The 21,964-nt window shown below is 56.6% G+C and carries 24 protein-coding genes; 8 read left to right on the top strand and 16 right to left on the bottom strand.

Annotation, left to right across the window (positions count from 1 at the left end; all coding sequences use genetic code 11):
* Window positions 1–46 precede the first annotated feature (46 nt).
* The gene (mutS, locus tag GM154_RS00185; protein WP_019364460.1) at window positions 47–2,611 is read right to left on the bottom strand and encodes a DNA mismatch repair protein MutS; all 2,565 of its coding nucleotides are present in this window, start codon (window positions 2,609–2,611) and stop codon (window positions 47–49) included.
* Between the two features lie 274 nt (window positions 2,612–2,885).
* On the opposite strand from mutS, the gene GM154_RS00180 reads away from it, so the two are divergent.
* Window positions 2,886–3,257, top strand: a complete 372-nt coding sequence (locus GM154_RS00180) for a YkgJ family cysteine cluster protein (RefSeq protein ID WP_010797414.1) — start codon at window positions 2,886–2,888, stop codon at window positions 3,255–3,257.
* Between the two features lie 12 nt (window positions 3,258–3,269).
* Here GM154_RS00180 and GM154_RS00175 read toward each other — a convergent pair whose 3' ends face one another.
* From GM154_RS00175 to GM154_RS00140, 8 genes are all read right to left on the bottom strand, one after another.
* On the bottom strand, window positions 3,270–3,467 hold the full coding sequence (locus GM154_RS00175; RefSeq protein WP_010797415.1) for a hypothetical protein: 198 nt from the start codon (window positions 3,465–3,467) through the stop codon (window positions 3,270–3,272).
* Between the two features lie 131 nt (window positions 3,468–3,598).
* A complete protein-coding gene (locus tag GM154_RS00170) occupies window positions 3,599–3,835 on the bottom strand; it encodes a DUF2171 domain-containing protein (RefSeq protein WP_010797416.1) in 237 nt (78 codons plus the stop codon).
* Window positions 3,836–4,073: 238 nt separating this feature from the next.
* Window positions 4,074–4,286: a hypothetical protein gene (locus GM154_RS00165; protein ID WP_010797417.1), complete on the bottom strand. Its 213-nt coding sequence runs from the start codon at window positions 4,284–4,286 to the stop codon at window positions 4,074–4,076.
* A 60-nt stretch (window positions 4,287–4,346) separates the two neighbouring features.
* Window positions 4,347–5,333: a D-glycerate dehydrogenase gene (locus GM154_RS00160; RefSeq protein WP_219650556.1), complete on the bottom strand. Its 987-nt coding sequence runs from the start codon at window positions 5,331–5,333 to the stop codon at window positions 4,347–4,349.
* A gap of 12 nt (window positions 5,334–5,345) precedes the next feature.
* Complete coding sequence (locus GM154_RS00155; RefSeq protein WP_074828137.1) at window positions 5,346–6,650, bottom strand: MFS transporter; 1,305 nt, start codon at window positions 6,648–6,650, stop codon at window positions 5,346–5,348.
* A gap of 49 nt (window positions 6,651–6,699) precedes the next feature.
* On the bottom strand, window positions 6,700–7,629 hold the full coding sequence (locus tag GM154_RS00150; protein WP_074828141.1) for a sugar kinase: 930 nt from the start codon (window positions 7,627–7,629) through the stop codon (window positions 6,700–6,702).
* Window positions 7,622–8,401, bottom strand: a complete 780-nt coding sequence (locus GM154_RS00145; RefSeq protein WP_074828145.1) for a sugar phosphate isomerase/epimerase — start codon at window positions 8,399–8,401, stop codon at window positions 7,622–7,624. Before GM154_RS00145 ends, GM154_RS00150 begins: the two co-directional genes overlap by 8 nt.
* A 63-nt stretch (window positions 8,402–8,464) precedes the next feature.
* Complete coding sequence (locus GM154_RS00140) at window positions 8,465–9,493, bottom strand: LacI family DNA-binding transcriptional regulator (protein ID WP_074828148.1); 1,029 nt, start codon at window positions 9,491–9,493, stop codon at window positions 8,465–8,467.
* Window positions 9,494–9,694: 201 nt separating this feature from the next.
* On the opposite strand from GM154_RS00140, the gene GM154_RS00135 reads away from it, so the two are divergent.
* The 3 genes from GM154_RS00135 (at window position 9,695) to recX (ending at window position 11,866) form a co-directional block, all read left to right on the top strand.
* A complete protein-coding gene (locus GM154_RS00135) occupies window positions 9,695–10,171 on the top strand; it encodes a CinA family protein (protein WP_019364467.1) in 477 nt (158 codons plus the stop codon).
* Between the two features lie 109 nt (window positions 10,172–10,280).
* Window positions 10,281–11,327, top strand: a complete 1,047-nt coding sequence (gene recA / locus GM154_RS00130; protein ID WP_010797425.1) for a recombinase RecA — start codon at window positions 10,281–10,283, stop codon at window positions 11,325–11,327.
* A 74-nt stretch (window positions 11,328–11,401) separates the two neighbouring features.
* Complete coding sequence (recX, locus tag GM154_RS00125) at window positions 11,402–11,866, top strand: recombination regulator RecX (protein ID WP_010797426.1); 465 nt, start codon at window positions 11,402–11,404, stop codon at window positions 11,864–11,866.
* 28 nt (window positions 11,867–11,894) lie between these two features.
* Here recX and GM154_RS00120 read toward each other — a convergent pair whose 3' ends face one another.
* Window positions 11,895–12,971: a TIGR00730 family Rossman fold protein gene (locus GM154_RS00120; RefSeq protein ID WP_083397955.1), complete on the bottom strand. Its 1,077-nt coding sequence runs from the start codon at window positions 12,969–12,971 to the stop codon at window positions 11,895–11,897.
* 146 nt (window positions 12,972–13,117) lie between these two features.
* On the bottom strand, window positions 13,118–13,522 hold the full coding sequence (locus GM154_RS00115) for a quorum-sensing-regulated virulence factor family protein (RefSeq protein WP_010797428.1): 405 nt from the start codon (window positions 13,520–13,522) through the stop codon (window positions 13,118–13,120).
* Window positions 13,523–13,697: 175 nt separating this feature from the next.
* On the opposite strand from GM154_RS00115, the gene GM154_RS00110 reads away from it, so the two are divergent.
* Window positions 13,698–14,456 carry a tRNA-uridine aminocarboxypropyltransferase gene (locus GM154_RS00110; protein ID WP_074828215.1) on the top strand — a complete coding sequence of 253 codons (759 nt, stop codon included), beginning with the start codon at window positions 13,698–13,700 and terminating at the stop codon, window positions 14,454–14,456.
* Here GM154_RS00110 and GM154_RS00105 read toward each other — a convergent pair whose 3' ends face one another.
* Complete coding sequence (locus GM154_RS00105; RefSeq protein ID WP_219650555.1) at window positions 14,457–15,356, bottom strand: DMT family transporter; 900 nt, start codon at window positions 15,354–15,356, stop codon at window positions 14,457–14,459.
* Window positions 15,357–15,509: 153 nt separating this feature from the next.
* Here GM154_RS00105 and erdR point away from each other — a divergent pair, with 153 nt between their 5' ends.
* A complete protein-coding gene (gene erdR, locus GM154_RS00100) occupies window positions 15,510–16,157 on the top strand; it encodes a response regulator transcription factor ErdR (protein WP_010797431.1) in 648 nt (215 codons plus the stop codon).
* Window positions 16,158–16,212: 55 nt separating this feature from the next.
* Window positions 16,213–16,605 carry a diacylglycerol kinase gene (locus tag GM154_RS00095; RefSeq protein WP_083397956.1) on the top strand — a complete coding sequence of 131 codons (393 nt, stop codon included), beginning with the start codon at window positions 16,213–16,215 and terminating at the stop codon, window positions 16,603–16,605.
* On the opposite strand, the gene GM154_RS00090 is transcribed toward GM154_RS00095, so the two are convergent.
* A complete protein-coding gene (locus tag GM154_RS00090; protein WP_010797433.1) occupies window positions 16,577–17,524 on the bottom strand; it encodes a LysR family transcriptional regulator in 948 nt (315 codons plus the stop codon). The two genes, GM154_RS00095 and GM154_RS00090, sit on opposite strands and share 29 nt — an antisense overlap.
* A 197-nt stretch (window positions 17,525–17,721) precedes the next feature.
* Between GM154_RS00090 and fpr the strand changes: the two genes are divergently transcribed.
* The gene (gene fpr, locus GM154_RS00085) at window positions 17,722–18,501 is read left to right on the top strand and encodes a ferredoxin-NADP reductase (protein ID WP_122043228.1); all 780 of its coding nucleotides are present in this window, start codon (window positions 17,722–17,724) and stop codon (window positions 18,499–18,501) included.
* Window positions 18,502–18,594: 93 nt separating this feature from the next.
* Here fpr and tsaA read toward each other — a convergent pair whose 3' ends face one another.
* From tsaA to GM154_RS00070, 3 genes are all read right to left on the bottom strand, one after another.
* Complete coding sequence (gene tsaA, locus GM154_RS00080; RefSeq protein WP_219650554.1) at window positions 18,595–19,296, bottom strand: tRNA (N6-threonylcarbamoyladenosine(37)-N6)-methyltransferase TrmO; 702 nt, start codon at window positions 19,294–19,296, stop codon at window positions 18,595–18,597.
* Between the two features lie 47 nt (window positions 19,297–19,343).
* Window positions 19,344–19,607, bottom strand: coding sequence for a hypothetical protein (locus GM154_RS00075; protein WP_010797436.1), 264 nt, complete (start codon window positions 19,605–19,607; stop codon window positions 19,344–19,346).
* 78 nt (window positions 19,608–19,685) lie between these two features.
* Window positions 19,686–21,923 (bottom strand): heavy metal translocating P-type ATPase, encoded by a 2,238-nt coding sequence (locus tag GM154_RS00070; RefSeq protein WP_258019664.1) that lies wholly within the window; start codon window positions 21,921–21,923, stop codon window positions 19,686–19,688.
* Window positions 21,924–21,964: the final 41 nt, after the last annotated feature.

Raw genomic sequence — 21,964 nt, 5'->3', positions numbered from 1 at the left:
GGCGCGGGATTTTAGCAGTATTAGGCCAATCCCCGTCATCGGGTTGTCAGATACGCTTTTTCCATTCATAGATAAGCTGCAGCGCTTTAAGTGGCGTCAGCTCGTCGGGATTCAGTTTTTCCATCTCATCCAACAGCGGATGCGTAGCCGCTGCAAACAGATCGGCCTGCATGGGTTGAGGTGCCTGGCTGATCGTTTTCGGGGCTTCGTGGGACAGACTGGTCTTTTCCAGATGCGCCAGATGCTCACGGGCCCGCTGGATGACCTGACTAGGTACGCCTGCCAGTTGAGCGACCGCAAGGCCGTAGCTCTGGCTGGCCGGGCCGGGCAGAACATGGTGCAGGAAGACAATCCGGTCGTTGTGCTCAGTGGCGTTGAGATGCACGTTGGCTACTACTGGCTCGTTGTCTGGCAGAACCGTAAGCTCGAAGTAGTGTGTTGCAAACAGAGTGTAGGCACGCAGCTTGGCCAGCTGTTCAGCAGCGGCCCAGGCCAATGACAGGCCGTCGAAGGTACTGGTGCCTCGCCCGACTTCATCCATGAGGACCAAGCTATGCTCGCTGGCATTGTGCAGGATGTTGGCGGTTTCACTCATTTCGACCATAAAGGTCGAACGCCCGCCTGCCAGGTCATCACTTGAGCCAATTCGGGTAAAGATGCGGTCTACCAGGGACAGGCGGCACGCCGCTGCCGGTACGAAGCTACCGATATGTGCCAGGAGAACGATCAGGGCGGTCTGACGCATATAGGTGGATTTACCGCCCATGTTCGGGCCGGTAATGATCAGCATCCGCGTATCGTTATTCAGGTTCAGGTCGTTGGCTACAAACGGGGTATCCAGCACCTGCTCCACAACGGGGTGACGGCCCTGTGATATCTCCAGGCAGGGTTCATCGACAAAACTCGGTCGATTGAGGTCGAGGTTCAGTGCACGTTCGGCCAGGTTGCTCAGTACATCAAGCTCGGCCAAGGCCGCCGCGGTGTCTTGGAGGGGGGCAAGCTGTTCGATGAGGCTATCGATCAAGGCTTCATACAGGACCTTTTCACGGGCCAGTGCACGGCTCTGAGCTGACAAGGCCTTGTCTTCGAACGCTTTCAATTCAGGCGTAATGAAGCGCTCGGCCCCTTTGAGCGTCTGTCGGCGAATATAGTCAGCTGGTGCCTGCTCAGCCTGCATCCGGGGTAGCTCGATAAAGTAGCCATGGACGCGGTTGTAGCCAACTTTCAAGCCGGAAAGACCGGTGCGAGCCTTTTCCCGTGCTTCGAGATCCATCAGAAACTGCCCGGCGTTCTCGCTCAAAGTCTGTAGCTCGTCCAGCTCGGCATCGTAGCCGCGCTTGATGACGCCGCCATCGCGGATGACTGCTGGCGGAGTGTCGACAACAGCGCGAGAAAGCGTATCCGCCAGTTCGGGATAGGTCTGGATGCTTTTGGCCAGGTCGTTGAGATGAGGCGCTACCAGATCCTGCATGCCGTGCTGTAATTCGGGGAGCGCCGAGAGCGCGTCACGCAGACGGGCCAAATCCCGCGGGCGAGCCGTACGCAGTCCGATTCGGGCCAGGATACGTTCTATGTCGCCGATCTCTTTCAGTTGAGGTTGCAGCTGTTCGAAGCGGTATTGCTCCAACAGGCAGGTAATGGCGTCTTGGCGCGCCTGGATGACGCTGCGGTTGCGCAGGGGGCGGTTGAGCCAGCGAGTCAGAAGGCGGCTACCCATGGCCGTTTGGCAGCGATCGACCACCGATTGCAGTGTATTCTCACGACCGCCGGAGAGATTGGTATCCAGTTCCAGGTTGCGGCGGCTGGCGCCATCCAGAATGACCGTGTCGTCCAGGCGCTCGTGATGCAGGCTGCGCAGGTGATGAAGCGCAGTACGCTGCGTCTCTTTGGCATAGGCCAGCAGGCTACCAGCCGCACCGATGCCCAGTTTGAGCTTGTCACAGCCAAAGCCTTTGAGGTCCTGCGTACCGAATTGCTGGCACAAACTCTTGACGGCCGTGTCGCAGTCGAAGTCCCAGGGTGCCCTACGGCGAAGTCCGCGGCGCTTTTCGATAGGTAGACCCTGCGGCCAGTCATCAGGAATAAGCAGCTCGGCCGGGTTGAGTCGCTCGATCTCGGCCATGAGCGGCTCCCAACCGGATAGCTCCTGAACAACAAAGCGTCCACTGGTGATGTCTAGGACCGCAAGACCGAACAGTTTGTGATCGCCTAGAATGGCGGCGAGCAGGTTATCGCGTCGCTCATCCAGCAGGGCTTCATCACTGACTGTGCCAGGCGTAAGAATCCTGACGACCTGACGTTCCACGGGGCCTTTGCTAGTAGCCGGATCGCCGATCTGCTCGCAGATGACTACGGACTCACCCAGTTTGACCAGTTTGGCCAGATACCCTTCGGCTGAGTGAAAGGGGATGCCCGCCATGGGGATAGGCTTGCCTGCCGACGCGCCACGGGCAGTCAGTGTGATGTCGAGCAGCTTGGACGCCTTTTTGGCATCATCATAAAAAAGCTCGTAAAAATCACCCATGCGATAGAAGAGCAGCTGCTCAGGGTGCTGATGCTTGATCTTCAGGTATTGCTGCATCATCGGCGTATGGTTGGAAAGGCTTTCCATACAGGTCATTCACTCGCGGGGTCGTTTTACAGGGTCGGCAATTCTACCGGATTTGTCGGTATCGTCGGATAAAAAGCACCGGGTAGGAGGCTGTTGAGGCGCTAAACCCAAGCGGTAGCCGGAAGCGGATGATTGATGGGTAAAGGCGCTATCAGTCTATCGTCCAGAAGACACTAAATTTTCTCTCAACCCCCCTTCACAACGGCTTTGCCGCGAATAAAATGGCGCTTCTCTCGCCGGCATTCGTCCGGTTTTTTCTGGTGTTCTGCCAAACATGTCGACCGATAATCCTTGCCTTAACTGCGGTGCCTGCTGCGCGTTTTTTCGTGTGTCGTTCTACTGGGGTGAATGCCGGTCCGCCGGTGGTCTGGTGCCGGATGAGTTGACGGTGGGGGTTACCCCTCACCACGTTGCGATGGTAGGTACTGATACCAAACCTGCACGCTGCGTCAGCCTATTGGGCGATGTAGGCTGCGGTACGCGTTGCACCATGTATGAAAGCCGACCGAGCCCTTGCCGTGAGTTCGAAGCCTCATGGATCAATGGTGAGCATAACGAGCGGTGCGATGCTGCGCGTGCGGCCTATGGCCTGCCTCCATTAACGCCGCCGTTGCAGCCTCATCAGTCGCCTGAGCGCGTGGCCTGATAGCCGGACGTTTCAACAGAGGCGGAAAAAAGCTTCAAGGGGGCTGCAAATGGAAAGGGCGCGGGTAATGATGGCGATGATCAGGCCCAGCATGCCCAATGTGCCTGCCCATAGCAGGGCCAAGCCGACAGGATGCTGATTTCTGGCGAAGCCTGTGATAAGCATGGCTGAAAACAGAATGATGAAAACAAGGGTGGTGTTGTGATTCATGATGATCGTCCGTCGGTGGCGGTCCGAAGTGTATGCCATTCGCCGCTCTAGAGGCGGCCTATCATCATGTTTGGGAAGAAATATCGAGGGGCCGGTATGAGCGACAATCGCTCATACCGGTAATGACCCGGTCAGGCTGCCTGCCAGGAGCGCTCGGCTTCGTCACGCGTCTTGACCAGTTGAATCTTGCCGCCTTCAACAGACTTCACCCAAGACAGCGGAATATAGTGGTGCTGGCCATTGGCATCCTGATCCTGCTTGGTCAGCTTGATACGATCAGTGCCTTCCAGGTGATCGACTGTGCCAACGTGCTGGCCATCGGATCCTACGATTTCGGCGTGTTCTTTAATGCTGTTTACATCAACCATTTCATTCTCCTGTTGGGACGTGAAAGGGTGAGTTGCCCTCAAGCAACTCACTTAGGCCCATTCAAGGTGCCTACCCAAGGTCCGACAGGGAAAGGCTTCGCTATGTTTCATGGGTGCGACGAGAGGTCGCAGAGGTTGCCACGCTGTGAAAGTAGGATGACGGTTGCGTGATGTAAGGTGCGTTTCGAATGTAGAAACGCCCGGATGATCCGGGCGTTTGGATGGTCTGGCAGGGTATTCAGATGCCTTCATCTCCTTGAAACTCTTCAACGGCGCGAACCACTTTGTCATGGTGGGACTCGCCTGCAGCCTCTGCCAGCTTTTCAATCGCCTGGGCAAGTGCCTCGAAGGCATCCCGGTAATAAGCAGGCTGATCTTGATCGGCCGCTTTGCCAGCCTGCATACGGGCTTGCTGGAGCAGTTCGGCAATTTCTTCTTTATTTGCAGCCATGGTGGTTTCCCTCATGTAATCGACAGACATTGGACAGCCGCTCGCGAGGTGGATTCACCTTTACTGGCTACGTCGTTCCCACGCCTCCCGATTGACCAGATCAGGCGGGCGCTTACCTGACAGGGCAGCCAGCAGATTGTCGACCGCGCAGCGTGCCATGCCTTCGCGCGTGCCATGGGTTGCCGAACCGATATGGGGTGTAGCGACCACATTGGGCAGGTTCAGCAGGGGGGAATCTGCCGGAAGCGGCTCCTTTTCGAAGACATCCAGACCGGCACCTTTGAACTGCTGCTTTTGAAGCGCGTCGATCAGGGCCTTCTCATCCACCACCTTGCCTCGGGAGATGTTGATGAAAAAGCTTTCCGGTTTTAATAACGCGAACTCCCGCGCCCCGATAAGCCGCGTTGTTTCAGGGCTTAGCGGTACGGTGACACAAATAAAGTCCGCCTCGCTCAGTAGTTGGTCCAGGGAGCGGTATTGTGCGGCGAACTCCCGTTCGATATCCGGCTTGGGTGAGTGGCTGTTGTAGAGGATAGTCATGCCAAAGCCGAAGTGACCGCGACGGGCAATCGCCGATCCGATCCGGCCCATTCCCACTATTCCCAGCGTCTTGCCATGAACATCACTGCCGAAGAGGGGCTCCCCCAGGCTGGCCTGCCAGTCTCCCGCCTTGACATAGTTCGCAAGCTCAACCACACGTCTGGCGGTCGACAGGATCAAGGCGAAAGCTGTGTCAGCGACTGTTTCCGTCAGTACATCCGGGGTGTTGCACAAGAGAATGCCGCGGCGGGTAAGGTAATCGAGGTCATAGTTGTCGTAGCCTACCGATACGCTAGCAATGGCTTCCAGGTGAGGTGCCTTGTCCAGCAGTTCAGCGTTGAGTTTGACGCTGGAACCAATCAGGCCGTGCGCGTCTGGCAAGGCGTCTTCCAGCGGTGCCAGACCATGCGTACCGGTTACATCGACATAGATCAGCTCAGCTGCTTCCTGCAGGCGAGCAGTCAGCGCGGGTGAGAATTTCTTGTAGGCAATGACACGCTTTTTCATGAGCAGTCCTGTTCAGTGAGAGGTGGCCGTACGCATCGGCTGTGCGTTCTTGGCTGTTTCCTGGCTGGCAGTAGGAGCGGAACGCAGGAGCATAGTCAGCACGGCAGAGACGAGAAGTGCGCTGCCCATGAAGACATAGGACGCAGCAGGGGTACCGGTAACACCGTTCAGATAACCCACGATGTAGGAGCCAACAAAGGAACCCAGTGCTCCCATGCTGTTGATAAGCGCCATGGCCCCACCCGCCACATTGCTAGGCAGGATCTCGGGCACGATGGCGAAGAACGGACCGTAAGGCGCGTACATGCAGGCACCTGCGATAACCAGCAAGGTATAGGACCACCAGAAATGCTGAGTGCCCAGCATGAACGACCCTGCAAAAGCGAGGGAGGCGATCAGCAGGGGAGGCCACACAAAGCGTTTGCGGTTGAGGGTTTTGTCGGACATCCAGGAGACCGCCAGCATGGCAAGGACCGCCATCAGATAAGGCAGAGCGGATAGCCAGCCAGCCTCGACAATATCCAGCTGAGCGGCCTGTTTCAGGATGGACGGCAGCCAGATCACGAAACCATATACGCCAATACTCCAGCAGAAATACTGGGCAGACAGCAGAATGACTTTGGGCGAGCGAAAGGCCTCCCGGTAATTCTTGACGGGTTTCATACCCACTTGTTCAGCCTGAAGCGCGCTCTCGAGGTCCTGCTTTTCCTGAGTGCTCAGCCATTTGGCCTGTGCGGGACGGTCGTCTGCCAGGCGCCACCAGATAAAGGCCCAGATAATGGCGGGAAAGCCCTCGATGATAAACATCCAACGCCAGTTGAGGGTATGCACCAGATAGCCCGAGACGACCGACATCCAAAGAATGGTTGCGGGATTACCCAGGATTAAAAACGTATTGGCCCGGGAGCGCTCCGCACGGGTAAACCAGTGGCAGAGATAAACCAGCATGGCCGGCATGACCGCTGCCTCAACCACGCCCAGGAGGAAGCGAATCGCAATCAGGGCCTGTACGTTTGGAATCACGCCGGTCAATGTGGCACAGCCGCCCCACAGGATCAGGCTCCAGAAGATCAGCTTTTTTACGCTGCGCTTTTCAGCGTATATCGCGCCAGGCACCTGAAAGAAGAAATAGCCAAGAAAGAACAGGGCACCCAGGAGCGACGACATGGCTGGGGTAATGGCCAGGTCATCAGCCATGCCGGAGGCGGCCGCGAATCCATAGTTGGCCCGGTCCAGATAGGCTAGGCTGTAGGTGATAAACACGATGGGCATGATGTACCACCAGCGGCGGGTGGCAATGGAGGAGGTTGCATTCATGACGATATACCTGTGGGCTTATTGTTGTTGTCCATGGGGTGTCCAGGTGTTATGGCAGCTCGTGGCGGTAGGGCAGACCTTCCATATCTCCGATAACCTGTACGGCCTTTGCACCGATCCAGTTACCCCGGGCCACGGCAGCGGAAACATCCAGGCCCTCGAGGCAGGCACTGACAAAACCGGTTGCAAAGCCATCGCCAGCGCCGACAGTATCGACGACGTTTTCCACCGGATAGCCAGAAACGTGACCCTCGCTTTCATGGGTGCGGTAGTAGGAACCCTCCGGTCCCAATTTGATAGCAACCACCTGGGCGCCCTGGTTCAGATAGAAGGCAGCGATGTCTTCGGGAGTGTCATAGCCGGTAAGTAACCTGCCTTCGGCCAAGCCCGGCAGTACCCAGTGGGCCAGACTGGCTAGGCGGTTAATCTCCTCACGCATGCGGGCTTCGCTAGGCCAAAGGGAGGGACGCAGGTTGGGATCAAAGGACACACTACGGCCCTGCTGGCGTGCACTGTTCATCAAGTGGTAGGTCAGTTCGCGAAGCGAATCTGAAAGGGCGGGTGGAATACCCGTCGCATGCACGTGACGAACATCCAGCAGGGCGTCATCGAAGTCATGCTCTATCGATAGATGGCTGGCGGCTGACCCCTTGCGAAAGTACTCCACGATGGGATCACGGCCATCGATTTCCCTCGATTTGAACTGAAAGCCCGTAGTGTGCTTGGGGTCGATGGCAACCCGGCTGCAGTCGACCCCCTCGCGCTCGAGCGTTGCACGAATAAAGCGGCCCAGAGAGTCATCGCCTACCCGTGACAACCATTTCACTTTCAAACCCAGACGGGTCAGGCCAATGGCGACATTGCTGTCAGCCCCGGCGATACGCTTGCCGAAGTGCTCGACGTCGGCCAGGTCACCGGGCTCTTCAGCCACAAACATTGTCATCGTCTCGCCAAAGGCCAGCACGTCGTAATTAGGCATGGTGCATCTCCTGCTGAGTGGTACCAAGACGGCCCAATGCCTCGACATGACGCTGGGTCTCGCGAACCACGTCGCCCTGCAGGGGAAATTCGATGGCGCGTGGCAGTCCTGTCTTGAAATGAGTAAATAGCCGCGCCCAGCGTTTCAGATCCTCGGCTTCAGGGGGCATCGCATGAAGACGGCCGTTGAGCTCGCGAACAGCCTTGCAATGGATGTACTCCACGTAACATCCCAGTAATTGTGCGGCCGTTTCTGGTTGCTCGTTCTGCCAGTGCCAGTTGCCGACATCGAAGGTCATGCCGATAGGCAGTTTCATTCGCTGTACAACATCAAAAAACGTTTGTAAGGCCTTGAGTCGACCCCCTTGCGGAGTCTGGTCATTTTCAATCAGCAGGCGCACTGAGCTGGCGTCCAGCATGTGACCCAATGCTTCCATGTCACAGTAAGGTGTGAAGTGGCCAAGGGAGATCTTGAGCGTATGCGCTCCAAGGCGGGCGGCGCGTACCATCGCAGGCTGTAACTCACGGGTGGGTTGATGCTCGCCTTGTGACCATAGCTCGATGGGGACCGAGTAGACGCATTCCAGTCCCTGTGCAGCTATGCTGTTACCCAGGGCGGATAGTTCAGGTCGCATGTCATCGAACAGTTCGTCACGTATCTCGACGGTACTGGCGCCGGCTCCTGCTATCAGCGGAAGGAAATTTTCCTGACCGCGAGCGCGTACGGCATCAGCACCAAAGGCAGAAGTAGTTACTACGACATCAGGTTTCATAACGCCTCCTGAAACCGGTTTCATTGAAGGTCGAGCACAGTGTGCCGCCCCCACATTGTTGTTTTAACGTCGCGCCGGGGTAGAGCCGCGTACCACCAGTTCGGCCGGTAATGCCAGCGTCCGTGAGCTCGACACATCGCCTCGCAGGCGTTCCAGCAGATACTCCAATGCGGCTACGCCCAGCGCATGGGTTGGTTGAGCAATGGCGGTAATGCCGTCGCCTACCAATGGATACCAGTCAAGATCGTCCAGGGCGATTAGTCCAACCGATTCAAACGTTCTGTAACCTAATTCCCTGAGGCCTTTTGTCACAGCGAGCGCGGCAATGCCGTTCGCCGCCATGATGGCTTTGGGGCCATGATCGGTATCGGAGAGAAAATGCGCGAGCTGCTCAAGTAGCGTAGCGCTGAAACCGGCGGAGGAGCTGACGCGCCCTCGCACACCCGCGCGGGGTGACAGGTAGTGAATGAAGGTTCGGGCGCGCTCTTCTCGTGAACTGGTTCCGTCCAGATCTTCGGTCACCATGAGCAGGTCGCGGTAGCCCCGCTCAAGCAAATGCTCAAGACCCAACCGAATGGCCTGTGTGTTATCCAGCCCAACGAGATCGGCATCCAGACCATCCAGCTTGCGATCAAGCAATACCATGGGCAATTCTCGATGCAGTTGCTGAAGCTCTCGGGGATGGTGACCCAGCGTGTTAACGATCAAGCCTTCCACGTTATAGGACTGAAGCGCATTCAGGTGGCGCTCTTCCTGGAGGTCATCTCGATCAGTGTTACATACGATGAGAGAATAGCCATGCCGACGGCAGGCCGTCTCGACGCCATGCATGACGGCAACGGAATAGGGGTTGAGCATGTCGGCTACCAGCATGCCGATAAGCCGGCTGCGGCCGCGCTTGAGACCTCGCGCCATTTGATTGGGCTGAAAGCCAAGCTTTTCGATCGCCCGTTCGATGCGCAAAGCCAGCGCATCCGATAATAGCTGCCGATCCCCGCTGATGTAGCGAGAAACGCTCGCCTTGGAAACGCCTGCTTCCTGAGCGACCTGATTGATAGTGGCACGCGGCGGACGCATGCTTTGAAGAGGCATATCCAATGGGCCTGCTCCTTAATATTGTGGAGTTCTTGTCTATGGAACGACAGGCTTTGAAACCGGTTTCAGAAAACCATTTTGTTCTGTGGCTTGGCAAGAGTACGCCTGGCTTGAACCGACGAGCGGCAGCCCTCATATAGAAAGCTCATAACCTTGTACAATAAAGGTTTCGCCTCGCCATCTTCTCAGGGCCACACAATGACTATCGATGAGTTATCAGCTGAGCTGGGCAAACGGTTATCGGCATTGAAGGCACAGGTCGTAACTGCCGAGTCCTGCACCGGCGGCGGTATTGCCGAAGCCATTACCCGCGTAGCGGGCAGCTCTGCCTGGTTCGAAGCGGGATTTGTGACGTATTCCAATGCCCAGAAGACGGCCCAGCTGGATGTGCCGGATCACTTGTTCATGGAGGTGGGCGCTGTCAGTCAGGCGGTTGTCGAGGCCATGGTACGTGGGGCGCAGGCACGCAGCGGGGCCCGGTTCGCTGTTGCGGTCAGTGGTATCGCAGGCCCGGGTGGCGGCTCTCCAGAAAAGCCTGTGGGAACGGTCTGGCTGGCGTGGGGAAACGGCTCTGACATCTATAGCGAGAAACATCTTTTTCCTGGCGACAGAGCTGCTGTCAGGGCTCAGACCGTTGTGGCTGCATTGGAAGGATTATTGCGAATTTCGACATGAGAAAATCGCATCGAAAGGTAGCCAGCGAGCCCTTCTTATGCTTTAATACTGTTCACATATACAGTGCTTTCCACGGCCGTCTGGCCTACCTTCTTGCGAGAGGATTTTAATGGACGACAACAAAAAGCGCGCCCTGGCCGCGGCCCTGGGTCAAATTGAGCGTCAGTTTGGCAAAGGCGCAGTCATGCGCATGGGTGATCATGAGCGTCAGGCAATTCCGGCTATTTCCACCGGTTCGCTCGGCCTCGATATCGCCCTAGGGATCGGCGGTCTGCCCAAGGGCCGTATCGTAGAAATCTACGGTCCGGAATCGTCGGGTAAAACTACGCTGACCCTGTCCGTCATTGCTGAGGCGCAAAAGCAGGGCGCAACCTGTGCCTTCGTTGACGCAGAGCATGCGCTGGATCCGGATTATGCCAGCAAGCTGGGCGTCAATGTTGACGACCTGCTGGTTTCCCAGCCGGATACCGGTGAACAGGCGCTGGAAATCACCGACATGCTGGTGCGCTCCAATGCTGTAGACGTGATCATCGTCGACTCCGTAGCTGCCTTGGTGCCCAAGGCCGAAATCGAAGGCGAAATGGGTGACATGCACGTAGGTCTGCAGGCGCGTCTGATGTCTCAGGCGCTGCGCAAGATCACCGGCAATATCAAGACCGCCAACTGCCTGGTGATTTTCATCAACCAGATCCGTATGAAGATCGGGGTGATGTTTGGCAACCCGGAAACTACAACTGGTGGTAACGCGTTGAAGTTCTACTCCTCGGTCCGTCTGGATATCCGCCGTACCGGTGCGGTGAAGGAAGGGGACGAGGTGGTAGGTAGCGAGACCCGCGTTAAAGTCGTCAAGAACAAGGTGTCTCCACCATTCCGTCAGGCTGAATTCCAGATCCTGTACGGCAAGGGCATCTACCGTAACGGCGAGATCATTGATCTGGGCGTACAGCTGGGTCTGGTTGAAAAGTCAGGTGCCTGGTATAGCTACCAAGGAACCAAGATTGGCCAAGGTAAGGCTAACGCGGCCAAGTTCCTGGAAGAGAACCTTGAAGTACGTAATGCGCTCGACAAGAGCATTCGCGAAAAGCTTTTAAGCCAGGCCCCTGTTAAAGGGGCGGCCACTGAAGAAGCCGAAGCGGGCGCTGACGCTGACTTCTAAGGTTCTGCCTGATAAAAGCCCTCGCTGTGCGAGGGCTTTTTTATTTCAGCCTGATAATTTTACGAGGCGTTTGAATGCCTATTGAACTCGATACCCCAGCGGCTGTTCGCCTGGCAGCCATGGATCTACTGGCCCGCCGAGAGCATGGCCGACAAGAGCTGGTTCGCAAGTTGCGTAAGCGGGGGGCACCGGATGAACTGATCAACGCAGCCCTGGATCGCCTGGCCGAAGAGGGGCTGCTGAGCGAGACACGTTATCTGGGTAGCTATATCGCAAGTCGTGCCCGGGCGGGTTATGGACCTGTTCGTATCCGTGAGGAGTTGGCCCAGCGCGGTCTTGCCCGTGCTGATATCGAACAGGCGCTATCGGAGTGTGAGGAAGACTGGTCAGCTCATTTACGTGATGTCTGGCAACGCAAATTCAAAGGCAAGCGCCCCGCTGACGCTAAGGAACGCGCACAGCAGGGACGTTTCTTGAGCTACCGCGGTTTCTCCATCGACAGCGTCAGTCGATTGCTGCGTGGCGCGCCAGATGACTGATAGGGCGGGCCCGGCTAACGCCTCTCGATCAGCGTAGCCAATGTTGTGGATCGTTCAGTGAATCCACCAACTCGCGCAGGCGCCCATAATCGCGGCCATTGAAGTTGAAGGAAAGCTGGCTCAGGTGAGCAAATTCCGGTTCGTCGATGTTGGTTTTGCCCGAGGCTTGCTGAGTGAAGTGCCCGCTCTTGCACAGGTCCGCAAAGTGCGTATCGATATGCGCCAGCGCCTCGGATGTTAGGGCATGGTTCAGACGCATCACGAATTGACCGTTCAGCCAGCGTGTCGAATGAAAGTTGCTGTAGAACCGGCTGATGACCTCTGCTGCCTCTTCCGCAGTATGCACCAGCGTTGCCAGCTTCAGGTCCTTGGGCAGGATATAGCGCTCATCCGCCAGGTTCTTTTTCAGAAAACTGACCGCATCCTTCCAGAACGTACCCTCAGGTGTATCCAGTAGCACGACGGGTACGAGAGGGCTTTTGCCGGTTTGTATCAGCGTAAGGACTTCAAAGGTTTCGTCCAGGGTACCAAATCCGCCAGGGCAGAGCACAAGTGCATCGGCTTCCTTGAGAAAAAACAGTTTACGTACGTAGAAGAAGTGAAAGGACAGCAGGTGATCGGTGCCGTCCATGGTTTGGTTGGCCCGTTGTTCAAAAGGCAGGGTAATGTTGAAGCCCAGGCTATTGTCCAAGCCGGCACCTTCGTGAGCTGCCGCCATGATGCCGCCACCTGCTCCAGTGATGACCATCATGTCCCGCTGAGCGAGGGCTGAGCCGAGTGTGCGGGCCAGCACATAGAGTTCATGATTCACGGCCGTACGGGCTGATCCGAAAACCGTTACCTTGCGCCGCCGCTTGTATTGCTCAAGATGACGAAAGGCATTTTCCATCTCTCGCATGGTTTGCATCATGATCTTGGCATCCCAGCGGTTGCGGTCTGCCTGGGCCATGCGAACCACGGTCAACAGCATGTCGCGATACAGAGACAGATTGGGACTGTTGGCCGGAACAGTATGAGCCAGCAGCTCATCAATCTTTTGGGAAAGGTCTTCGGCACTGACCTGTACATGACGAGACAGATAGTCGTCTTGTGCGTCTGGGTTCATCTGCATACTCCTGGTAGCCACTGCTGTATAATCAAGCTGCCATTCCAGGCAGCGATTACCTTGCCTTTAGCATAGTCGGGCGCGGAGTAAGAAAGGCAAATGCCTGTCTTGAATGGCCATGCCAGGCGCGGCATGGCAAAGGAAGCTTACTTGCTCAGACCGCAATCGGCTGCTTCGAAGCGCTCGTTCGCAACCGGGCGATTGCTCTGGTATTCGGTAAAGCTGTACACCAACATGGCGCCACGGGCTAACAACTGGCGGTAGCCGGTGTTGCGGCAGACACTGGCGGCCAGCTGGGTGCGTACCGTCGCCGGGTTGGCTTCCATCTGATGCGCATGGCTGGCACGTACACTCAAATGATTGATGAGCTGGCGCCCTTCAACGGTATAACCACGGTCAAGAATGTCTTCATTGATAGCGCGCGGAGTCCCCACGCTGCTTTCTTTCGCGACCTTTTGCAGCATCTGCGACAGTTCTTGTTCTTTCAGCGAGGCCGCCTGGGCCGCTGCAGGAAGGATGAAGCAAAGGGCGAGGGCAGTATAACGCAGCATTGAACTCTCCAACGTAGATCAGGCTCGCTTCGACCGCAGGGCAGCCGTGATGTTCGCAAGCAAAGGCTAATTGCGGTACGCAAAGGGTACTCCTGTGGTCGGCGCTTTCAAAATGCCAGATGTGTTCTGGACAGCCTTTGTTAAACTTGTCCACGTAAATCACGCAGTACTTCTCATGCCTTATATCCGCTCTGCCAACTCTTCTTCCAGTCCGCCAAATGCCGTAGCCCGGCTGCGTCATGATCGTCTGGCGCGTAGCAGCAAACCTTTTGTTGCCCGTGGATCCCGTATTCAACGCTGTGAGGGGTGTCGCCTTGCGCTGCCTCACTGCTTCTGTGAATGGCGACCTGCGGTCGAGTGCGCGGCAGGCATGTGCCTGATCATGCACGATGTAGAGCCGCTCAAGCCAAGCAATACCGGATGGCTGATTGCCGATGTGGTCAGTGACAGTTTTGCCTTTGGCTGGTCGCGAACGGATGTAGATGACGCACTACTGGCCGTACTGGGCGATCCTCAATGGCAACCTTATCTCGTATTTCCGGCCGAGTATTCAACGCCTGAGCGAGTCGTGCAAACAGTGGAGCCCATTCAGGGCAAGCGACCTTTATTCGTCCTGCTGGATGCTACCTGGACGGAGGCACGAAAGATGTTTCGCAAAAGTCCTTATTTGGATAGCCTGCCAGTACTCAGCCTAAGCCCTGAAGAGCTTTCCCGGTATCGGCTGCGACGCTCCACACGAGGCGAGCACCTCTGTACGGCAGAAGTGGCTGCGCTTTGTCTGGAGCTGGCGGGTGAGAATAGGGCGGCGGCGGCGCTTGATGCGTATCTGGATGTATTCAGTGAGCGTTATCTCAATGCCAAACAGAATCGCCAGACGGATCCGCTCAGCCTGGCTCATCAACGGCTGCAGCCCTTCGTTTCCGCATTCTCCTGATCAGTTGGTCACCTTGGGCTCGACCACGGCCTTTCTGGGCCAGAGCTGCGCAACCAGCATGCCGGTAAACATGAGCGCGCAGCCCAGATAACCGCGAGCGGTAAGCGACTCGTCCAGCAGCCAGGCGCCAAAAAAGGCCGCAAAGACGGCTTCAAGTGAAAAAATGATTGCCGCATGGGAAGCAATGGCGTCGCGCTGTGCAACGACCTGCAACGTATAACCGATGCCGGCGGCAATGATACCGCCATACAGCAGCGCGGGAACGGCCTGAATAATGTTCTGAGCTTGAATCGGCTCAAACAGCAATGCCAGCGTCAGGCTGACCGCTGCACAGAATGCGAACTGAAGGATGGACAGTAGCATCGGATCATGGCGGCTCGCAAAATGCCCTACCACCAGCACATGCGCTCCCCAGGCAAAGGCGCCGGCCAATTGCAGCCAATCGCCGGAAGCTACCTTAAAATTCTCGCCTATGCTAAGCAGACACATGCCTGTCACCGCCAGGCAGGCACCTAGCCAAGTGCCTCTGCCGGTGCGTTCGCCAAACAGCAAACCCAGAATGGGGACTACAATCACATAGAGTCCGGTGATGAAACCGGAGTTGGTCACGGATGTGAATAGCAGGCCCACTTGCTGGAAGTTGATGCCAATGGAAAGCAGCAGACCCATCAGGCAGCCGCCGACCACTACGCGACGGTCGAGGCTAATCGGTGTTCTGGCGCGGCGATGCAGCACCAGCAGGACTGGAATCAGTGTCAGTGCACCCAATGCAAAGCGAAGTCCCGTAAAGAGGAACGGACCGATGGAGTCCATGCCGGCGCGCTGTGCAATAAAGGCGCTCCCCCAGATCATGGCTGTGATCAGCATGAGAACATCGGCACGCAGGGCTTGGGTACGCATGACAGGCTCGCTTGGCAAAAGTCGCCACTCTGCCGGATGGCTGTGACTTTGGGAACCCTGTGATTATGGTCGCAAAGTGCCTTGACCCGTCGTCGGACGCTCGGCATTCTGAGCCGCTGAAATTACAGAATCATAATAAGGACCAATTTACCGATGGCCGCCTATCAGATCCTCATCGCGGATGATCATCCGCTGTTCCGTAGCGCCCTGCAGCAAGCCTTGACGCTTGGCTTGGGGCAGCAGGCACAGCTGGTGGAAGCGGCAAGTATCGCCGAACTCGAGGCTCAGCTGGCGCACAAGACTGATTGGGATCTGGTCCTGCTCGACCTCAACATGCCGGGCGCCTATGGTTTTTCCGGACTGGTACTGCTGCGCGGGCAATACCCACAGATTCCTGTTGTCATGGTCTCTGCTCAGGAAGACGCCGCTGTAGTGCAGCGCGCTCGGGAGTTCGGTGCCAGTGGTTTCATACCTAAATCCAGCGATCTGGAAACAATCCAGCAAGCCGTACGCCTTGTGCTGGATGGTGATACCTGGTGGCCGGCCCAAGGAGAGGGCGCTGCGAACCTCAGCGAGGAAGCCAAGGCCGCGAAGGCCGGATTATCCAGCCTGACGCCCCAGCAGTTCAGGGTGCTGACCATGGTATGCGATGGTCTTTTGAACAAGCAGATTGCCTATGAACTCAGCGTGTCGGAAGCCACAGTGAAAGCGCATGTAACGGCGATCTTCCGTAAATTGGGTGTGAGAACCCGAACGCAGGCTGCCCTGTTGCTGCAACAGCTCGAATCAACTCCAGGCTGATGAGTTTTCACGCTTTTTCGACACGCTACAGGCTAGTCTTCTATTGAGTTGCTGCATGGAGCCTGGTGTGATATCTCCCTATAAAGGCAAGACCGGCCTTAAACGTGTCGTCAAGGCTACGGGCTATTCCCTGGCCGGTCTGAAGGTGGCTTTCAAAGGGGAGGCTGCCTTCCGCTCGCTGGTGCTGATGAGCTGCATCCTGATCCCGCTGGCCTTTTGGCTGGATGTATCGCGAGGCGAGCGGGCGATTATGGTGGGGGTTTGCCTGCTTTCGCTGATTGTCGAGCTGTTCAATGCTGCTATCGAAGCCGTGGTGGACCGCGTCTCGCTGGAATGGCATGAGCTGTCCAAGAATGCCAAGGACCTGGGCAGTGCGGCTCAGTTCGTAGCAATGTGGATGATTGCAGCCGTCTGGTTGATCATTCTGCTGGGGTCGCACGCTCCTTGAAGGGGGCCAGCAAGATCTGGTCGCTACGTGCAATACCCTCGGTAAGCTTGCGACACAGTGCCAGGAATTCGGTCATGGCTGCCGTCTGGTATTTCTGGCGGTGCCAGATAAAACAGAACTGACGACGCAAATCCAGGCTGGGGGTTTCGATTGGGACAAGACTGCCGCGCTCGAAGGCATCGCGCAGGGCAAGCCTTGAGATGCAACCGATGCCCAGACCTGATTCCACTGCCCGAATAATGGCCTCTGTATGCTCCAGCTCCAGGCGAATATTCAGGGGCGCTGCATGATGACGCATGGCCTGATCGAACGTCAGGCGAGTACCGGAGCCTTGCTCCCGAAGAATCCAGGCCTGATCAATTAACTCTTCCAGACCTACCGTTGGATGGTTGGCTAAAGGATGTTGCGGAGCACAGAAGATTACCAGCTCATCTTCAATCCAAGGGTGGACTTCAATATCCGCGTCCTGGCAATCCCCCTCAATCAGTCCCAGATCAATGTCATGGTTAGCCACGCGCTGTACGATATGCGCTGTATTATGAACATGCAGGCGCACCCGGCAATCGGGATGACGTTGCATGAAATCACCCAGCAGGAGCGTAGCCAGATAGTTGCCAATAGTGAGCGTGGCGCCGACTTCCAGTGAGCCGAATCCAGTCTTGCCCCGTAGCAGGTTCTCGATCTCGTCGCTGCGGTCGAGCAAGGCAACTGCCTTGGGCAATAACTGGCGGCCCAAGGCATTAAGGGTCAGCCGTTTGCCTGCACGGTCAAAGAGTTTGCAGTCGAACTGACGCTCTAGCTCTCCCAAGGCCGTGCTGGTTGCCGATTGTGAGAGCGCAAGCGTCTCTGCCGCGCGGGAAACACTTTCCAGGCGGGCGACGCCGACGAAGACTTCGAGTTGACGCAACGTGAATCTCATATCTGCTCACTGGATAACCGATATCCGAATTATTCATTTTACGGATATTCTTGCGTTATATAAAATGCCGCGCAAATGCGCTTGGTCGCGTCCTTTTTGTCAAACCCGATCCAGAGCGGTCACACGTGCAGGTAGTCCCGCCTCCGCGAGACAGAGCCGGGCATCAGCGTCTTTGGGCAGGTGATTAGGAGTTTTTCATGAGTAATCTGTACACCGAGCGCGTCCTGAGCGTTCACCACTGGAACGATACACTGTTCAGCTTCAAGACGACCCGTAATCCGGGGCTGCGTTTCGAGAACGGCCAGTTCGTCATGATCGGACTGGAAACCGAAGGCGGCCGTCCGCTGATGCGCGCCTACAGTATCGCCAGCCCCAACTATGAAGAGCACCTGGAATTTTTCAGCATCAAGGTTCCGGATGGTCCGCTGACCTCCCGCCTGCAGCACCTGAAGGAAGGCGATAACCTCATGGTTAGCCGCAAGCCTACCGGTACGCTGATTCTGAGCGACCTGAAGCCTGGCAAGCACCTTTATCTGCTATCCACCGGCACCGGCATGGCGCCGTTCCTGAGCACCATTCAGGATCCGGAAACCTATGAGCGTTTCGATAAGGTGATTCTGGTTCACGGTGTACGTTATGTAAATGAACTGGCCTATGCCGACTTCATCACCAACGTACTGCCTGAGCATGAATACTTTGGCGATATGGTTCGCGAAAAGCTGATCTATTATCCGCTGGTGACGCGTGAAGAATTCCGCAACATGGGTCGTCAGACCGACCTGATGCGCAGCGGCAAGTTATTTGAAGATATCGGTCTGCCTCCGATCAATCCTCAGGACGACCGTGCGATGATTTGCGGCAGCCCTAGCATGCTGGACGAAACCAGCGAAGTGCTGAACGAGTTTGGTCTGACCATCTCTCCACGTATGGGTGATCCGGGTGACTACCTGATCGAGCGCGCGTTCGTCGAGAAGTAAGCGTTACCCGCGTTATCGAAACCCGCCCTGGAGGCGGGTTTTTTGTGTCTACGGTAAGGGCTGATCAGGCGCAGAAAAGCTTTTGACCCAGACTCAGTCATTATCTGCACGCTCGATATCCAGAATACGGATGACATTGGGCTCCGGATAATGCCAATGGACGTCTACATCCCATAGGCGAACACCATAACGGCGCTCAGGTGGCGGGACTTGATAGGCCGGACGAGGGTCCTGAGTCAGGCATTGCTCAATCAGAGCGGCCAATGGCTCGTTCAGACGCTTTCCATGCTGCTCCGCCTGCACGCGGGCTTCGTGCGTCCAGAGGACCGGAATCCCATCGGGAGGTGCACTGGCTATGGTATTAAAGGCAGTTGGAATTGCATCGGCGTAGGGCACGTAAGGCTTGATGTCCAGCACCGGGGTACCCTCCAGCAGATCGATACCTGAAAGCCTGAGCCGGCCCGGCTCGATAGCGTCCAGTGTTACCACAGATTGCCCAATACCATTGGGACGGTGAGTGGCACGCGTCGCAAAGACACCCAGGGAACGGTTCCCGCCCAGGCGGGGAGGACGTACTTTAAGACGCGGTTTCTCTTCCAATGTCTGGTGAAAGAGAAACAGCAGCCAGACATGACTGACGTATTCCAGCCCCTGTACAGCATCCGGGTGGTCGAACGGCGGCACAAACTCCAATACACCTCGGGCAGCCGGAGCCAAATGGGGCTGGCGAGGGATGGCGAACTTCTCCTTGAAACAAGAGCGGATATGGCCGATAGGGAAAACGCTATAAGTCATGGGGAGCGTCATAAGGAAGACAGGCTGGCTATTTTAGCCTGTCTGCCTCAAGTATGACTCTCACGCATAGCCTTTGAAGTATTAAGCTGGTTACGGCGAACACCACGGATATTCATGAATGCCAGCCCCAGTTGCAAAACGATCAAGGCATACGCCTGTGTATGCAGGCCCCAGGTGATCCATAATCCATTGCTGGCAAGAAAGCACCAGAATCCAAGGTTTCGGCGGTTTTCACGTTGGGAAGCAACCAGCCACGCCGCGATCAGGGTCACGGCCATGGCTGGCCATTGCAATAAATCGATGTAATCCATGAAACATTCCTGCTGACAGACCTTATGCAGAGCGCTCTATCGGTAGGTGAGTTCCAACAGCGTGTCGGCGGTCATCCATCAATGGTGTCGAATCAGTCGCAGGCCGTTTGCAACCACAAGCAGGCTTGTACCCATGTCGGCGAAGACAGCCATCCAGAGCGTGGCCTCGCCCATGATCGTCAACGTCAAGAATATCGCCTTGATTCCCAAGGCTAGTGCAATATTCTGCATGAGAATACGGTGCGTGTTACGGGAGAGGCGAATGAAGTCCGGCAGTTTGCGCAGGTCGTCATCCATCAGCGCCACGTCTGCCGTTTCGATAGCCGTATCGGTACCGGCGGCGCCCATGGCAAAACCGATATTAGCCCGAGCCAGAGCAGGGGCGTCGTTGATGCCATCGCCAACCATACCGATTACAGCACCGCTCCGTTGCTTTTGCTCCAAAATCGCAAGCTTGTCCTCGGGCAGTAACGAGCCATGCGCTTCATCGATGCCTACCTGACCGGCAATACGGTCTACGCTGTGAGGATTGTCGCCACTGAGCACCAGGGTTTTTATGCCTAACGCATGAAGTGCTGCGACAGCGCTCTGGCTGGTTTCCTTTACTTGATCAGCAATGATGAACAGCGCCAGTACCTCCTGTTGGCTGGCAAGCGCCACCACACTTTTACCTGTCTGCTCCAGCGATTCGATACGGTGCCGTAGATTCTCGGAGGCCAGCCCTTCGCGCTCCAGCAGGCGGCGATTACCCAGAAAGTAGAGCTGATCCTCTATACGGCCTTGCACGCCTTGTCCTGCCCGGGCCGAGAAATCCTGTACGTCCTTTAAGGCAGTACCTTCTTGCAAAAGAGCATGGCTCAGAGCCTGTGAAGCGGGATGGTCTGAGCGCGAGGACAAACTGGCCGCCCATTCCAACGCCTGACTCTTCTGTCCGGTGAGTACGATGCGGTCGACCAACTGCGGCTTACCCTCAGTAAGCGTGCCGGTCTTGTCGAGGGCAATCCACTCAAGCTGGCGGCCTTGCTCAAGAAATGTCCCACCTTTCACCAAGATGCCATGTCGTGCAGCAGCCGAAAGCCCGCTGACAATTGTAACCGGTGTTGAGATGATCAAGGCGCATGGGCAGGCAATAACAAGCAATACCAGCCCTTTATATAACCACTCCAGCCAACCTCCCCAACCCAGCAGGGGAGGCAACAGGGCAACCGCAACGGCAATGAGAACAACCGCTGGCGTATACAGGCGGGAAAAGCGATCTACAAATCGTTGGGTAGGTGCGCGGGCGCCTTGAGCCTGCTCTACGGCGTGGATAATGCGAGCCAGGGTACTTTCGTTGGCTCGATGGGTAACACGATACTCCAGGCTGCCCTCACCATTGATGGTGCCGGCAAACACGGTATCGCCGGGAGCCTTGTCGACCGGCAGGCTTTCGCCTGTAATAGGCGCCTGGTTGACACCTGACTGACCGGATTCCACCTCTCCATCCAATGCAATTCGCTCCCCCGGTCTTACCCGGATGAGCGCGCCGGGTTGGACCTGTTTGGCTGGCAGTGTTGCCCAAGTACCATCCGCCTGTCGTACGGTCGCGTTTTCTGGTGTCAATGCCAGTAATCCCTGGATGGCATTGCGGGCACGGTCCAGTGAGCGTGCCTCGATCACTTCAGCGATGGCAAACAGTACGCTGACCATGGCCGCTTCAGGCCAGTGGCCAATTAACAGGGCGCCGGTGACCGCAATGCTCATCAATGCATTGATGTTAAGAGTGCGCTGCCTGATAGCGATCCAACCTTTGCGATACGCCGGTAGACCAGCCAGGGCAATGGCGGCCAATGCCAGGAATGCTACAGCGAACTCAGGCACAGTACCCAACCACTCACCGACTTCGGCTGCCAGGGCGGTAGCCAAGCCCAGGCCCAGCGGCCACCAGGGTTTTGCCGCTGGTACTGCAGGGGCTTGCTCATCACCTTTCAGTTCAACAGCCTGCATGCCCAGCCGATTGATCTGGGTCTTTAGCGGTTCTGCATCGGGGTAGCGATGGCGAACGCGTAGGCTGCGCTGAATCAGGTTGAATTCCAGTGCTTCGACCGCCTTCAGCTTGGCGAATGCATCACGGATCAGCTTCTCTTCAGTCGGGCAATCCATGGCATCGATACGCAGGCTTGTCCACTTGGAGTGATCAAGCACCTCGGGCTCGGTAACGCCCGGTAGAGGATTGGACTCAAGCGAAATCTTTGTGTGACTGTCGCAGCAGGTCTTTACCTGAGGCTCACAGCAGGACGATGGTTTGGGTCCGCAACAGGATGAATCATGCGCCATGACAACCTCCATTGACGTTTGGGTTGTCATTGCACACCCTG

This window comes from Pseudomonas sp. MAG002Y (assembly GCF_019400845.1).
Taxonomy (GTDB): domain Bacteria; phylum Pseudomonadota; class Gammaproteobacteria; order Pseudomonadales; family Pseudomonadaceae; genus Chryseomonas; species Chryseomonas luteola.
This window is presented reverse-complemented; position numbering and strand designations above follow the sequence as displayed.

Excerpts from the sequence above, each read along its gene's own strand:
- mutS (WP_019364460.1), bottom strand. The coding sequence starts at position 2,611 with ATGGAAAGCCTTTCCAACCATACGCCGATGATGCAGCAATACCTGAAG.
- GM154_RS00180 (WP_010797414.1), top strand. The coding sequence starts at position 2,886 with ATGTCGACCGATAATCCTTGCCTTAACTGCGGTGCCTGCTGCGCGTTT.
- GM154_RS00175 (WP_010797415.1), bottom strand. The coding sequence starts at position 3,467 with ATGAATCACAACACCACCCTTGTTTTCATCATTCTGTTTTCAGCCATG.
- GM154_RS00170 (WP_010797416.1), bottom strand. The coding sequence starts at position 3,835 with ATGGTTGATGTAAACAGCATTAAAGAACACGCCGAAATCGTAGGATCC.
- GM154_RS00165 (WP_010797417.1), bottom strand. The coding sequence starts at position 4,286 with ATGGCTGCAAATAAAGAAGAAATTGCCGAACTGCTCCAGCAAGCCCGT.
- GM154_RS00160 (WP_219650556.1), bottom strand. The coding sequence starts at position 5,333 with ATGAAAAAGCGTGTCATTGCCTACAAGAAATTCTCACCCGCGCTGACT.
- GM154_RS00155 (WP_074828137.1), bottom strand. The coding sequence starts at position 6,650 with ATGAATGCAACCTCCTCCATTGCCACCCGCCGCTGGTGGTACATCATG.
- GM154_RS00150 (WP_074828141.1), bottom strand. The coding sequence starts at position 7,629 with ATGCCTAATTACGACGTGCTGGCCTTTGGCGAGACGATGACAATGTTT.
- GM154_RS00145 (WP_074828145.1), bottom strand. The coding sequence starts at position 8,401 with ATGAAACCTGATGTCGTAGTAACTACTTCTGCCTTTGGTGCTGATGCC.
- GM154_RS00140 (WP_074828148.1), bottom strand. The coding sequence starts at position 9,493 with ATGCCTCTTCAAAGCATGCGTCCGCCGCGTGCCACTATCAATCAGGTC.
- GM154_RS00135 (WP_019364467.1), top strand. The coding sequence starts at position 9,695 with ATGACTATCGATGAGTTATCAGCTGAGCTGGGCAAACGGTTATCGGCA.
- recA (WP_010797425.1), top strand. The coding sequence starts at position 10,281 with ATGGACGACAACAAAAAGCGCGCCCTGGCCGCGGCCCTGGGTCAAATT.
- recX (WP_010797426.1), top strand. The coding sequence starts at position 11,402 with ATGCCTATTGAACTCGATACCCCAGCGGCTGTTCGCCTGGCAGCCATG.
- GM154_RS00120 (WP_083397955.1), bottom strand. The coding sequence starts at position 12,971 with ATGAACCCAGACGCACAAGACGACTATCTGTCTCGTCATGTACAGGTC.
- GM154_RS00115 (WP_010797428.1), bottom strand. The coding sequence starts at position 13,522 with ATGCTGCGTTATACTGCCCTCGCCCTTTGCTTCATCCTTCCTGCAGCG.
- GM154_RS00110 (WP_074828215.1), top strand. The coding sequence starts at position 13,698 with ATGCCTTATATCCGCTCTGCCAACTCTTCTTCCAGTCCGCCAAATGCC.
- GM154_RS00105 (WP_219650555.1), bottom strand. The coding sequence starts at position 15,356 with ATGCGTACCCAAGCCCTGCGTGCCGATGTTCTCATGCTGATCACAGCC.
- erdR (WP_010797431.1), top strand. The coding sequence starts at position 15,510 with ATGGCCGCCTATCAGATCCTCATCGCGGATGATCATCCGCTGTTCCGT.
- GM154_RS00095 (WP_083397956.1), top strand. The coding sequence starts at position 16,213 with ATGGAGCCTGGTGTGATATCTCCCTATAAAGGCAAGACCGGCCTTAAA.
- GM154_RS00090 (WP_010797433.1), bottom strand. The coding sequence starts at position 17,524 with ATGAGATTCACGTTGCGTCAACTCGAAGTCTTCGTCGGCGTCGCCCGC.
- fpr (WP_122043228.1), top strand. The coding sequence starts at position 17,722 with ATGAGTAATCTGTACACCGAGCGCGTCCTGAGCGTTCACCACTGGAAC.
- tsaA (WP_219650554.1), bottom strand. The coding sequence starts at position 19,296 with ATGACTTATAGCGTTTTCCCTATCGGCCATATCCGCTCTTGTTTCAAG.
- GM154_RS00075 (WP_010797436.1), bottom strand. The coding sequence starts at position 19,607 with ATGGATTACATCGATTTATTGCAATGGCCAGCCATGGCCGTGACCCTG.
- GM154_RS00070 (WP_258019664.1), bottom strand. The coding sequence starts at position 21,923 with ATGGCGCATGATTCATCCTGTTGCGGACCCAAACCATCGTCCTGCTGT.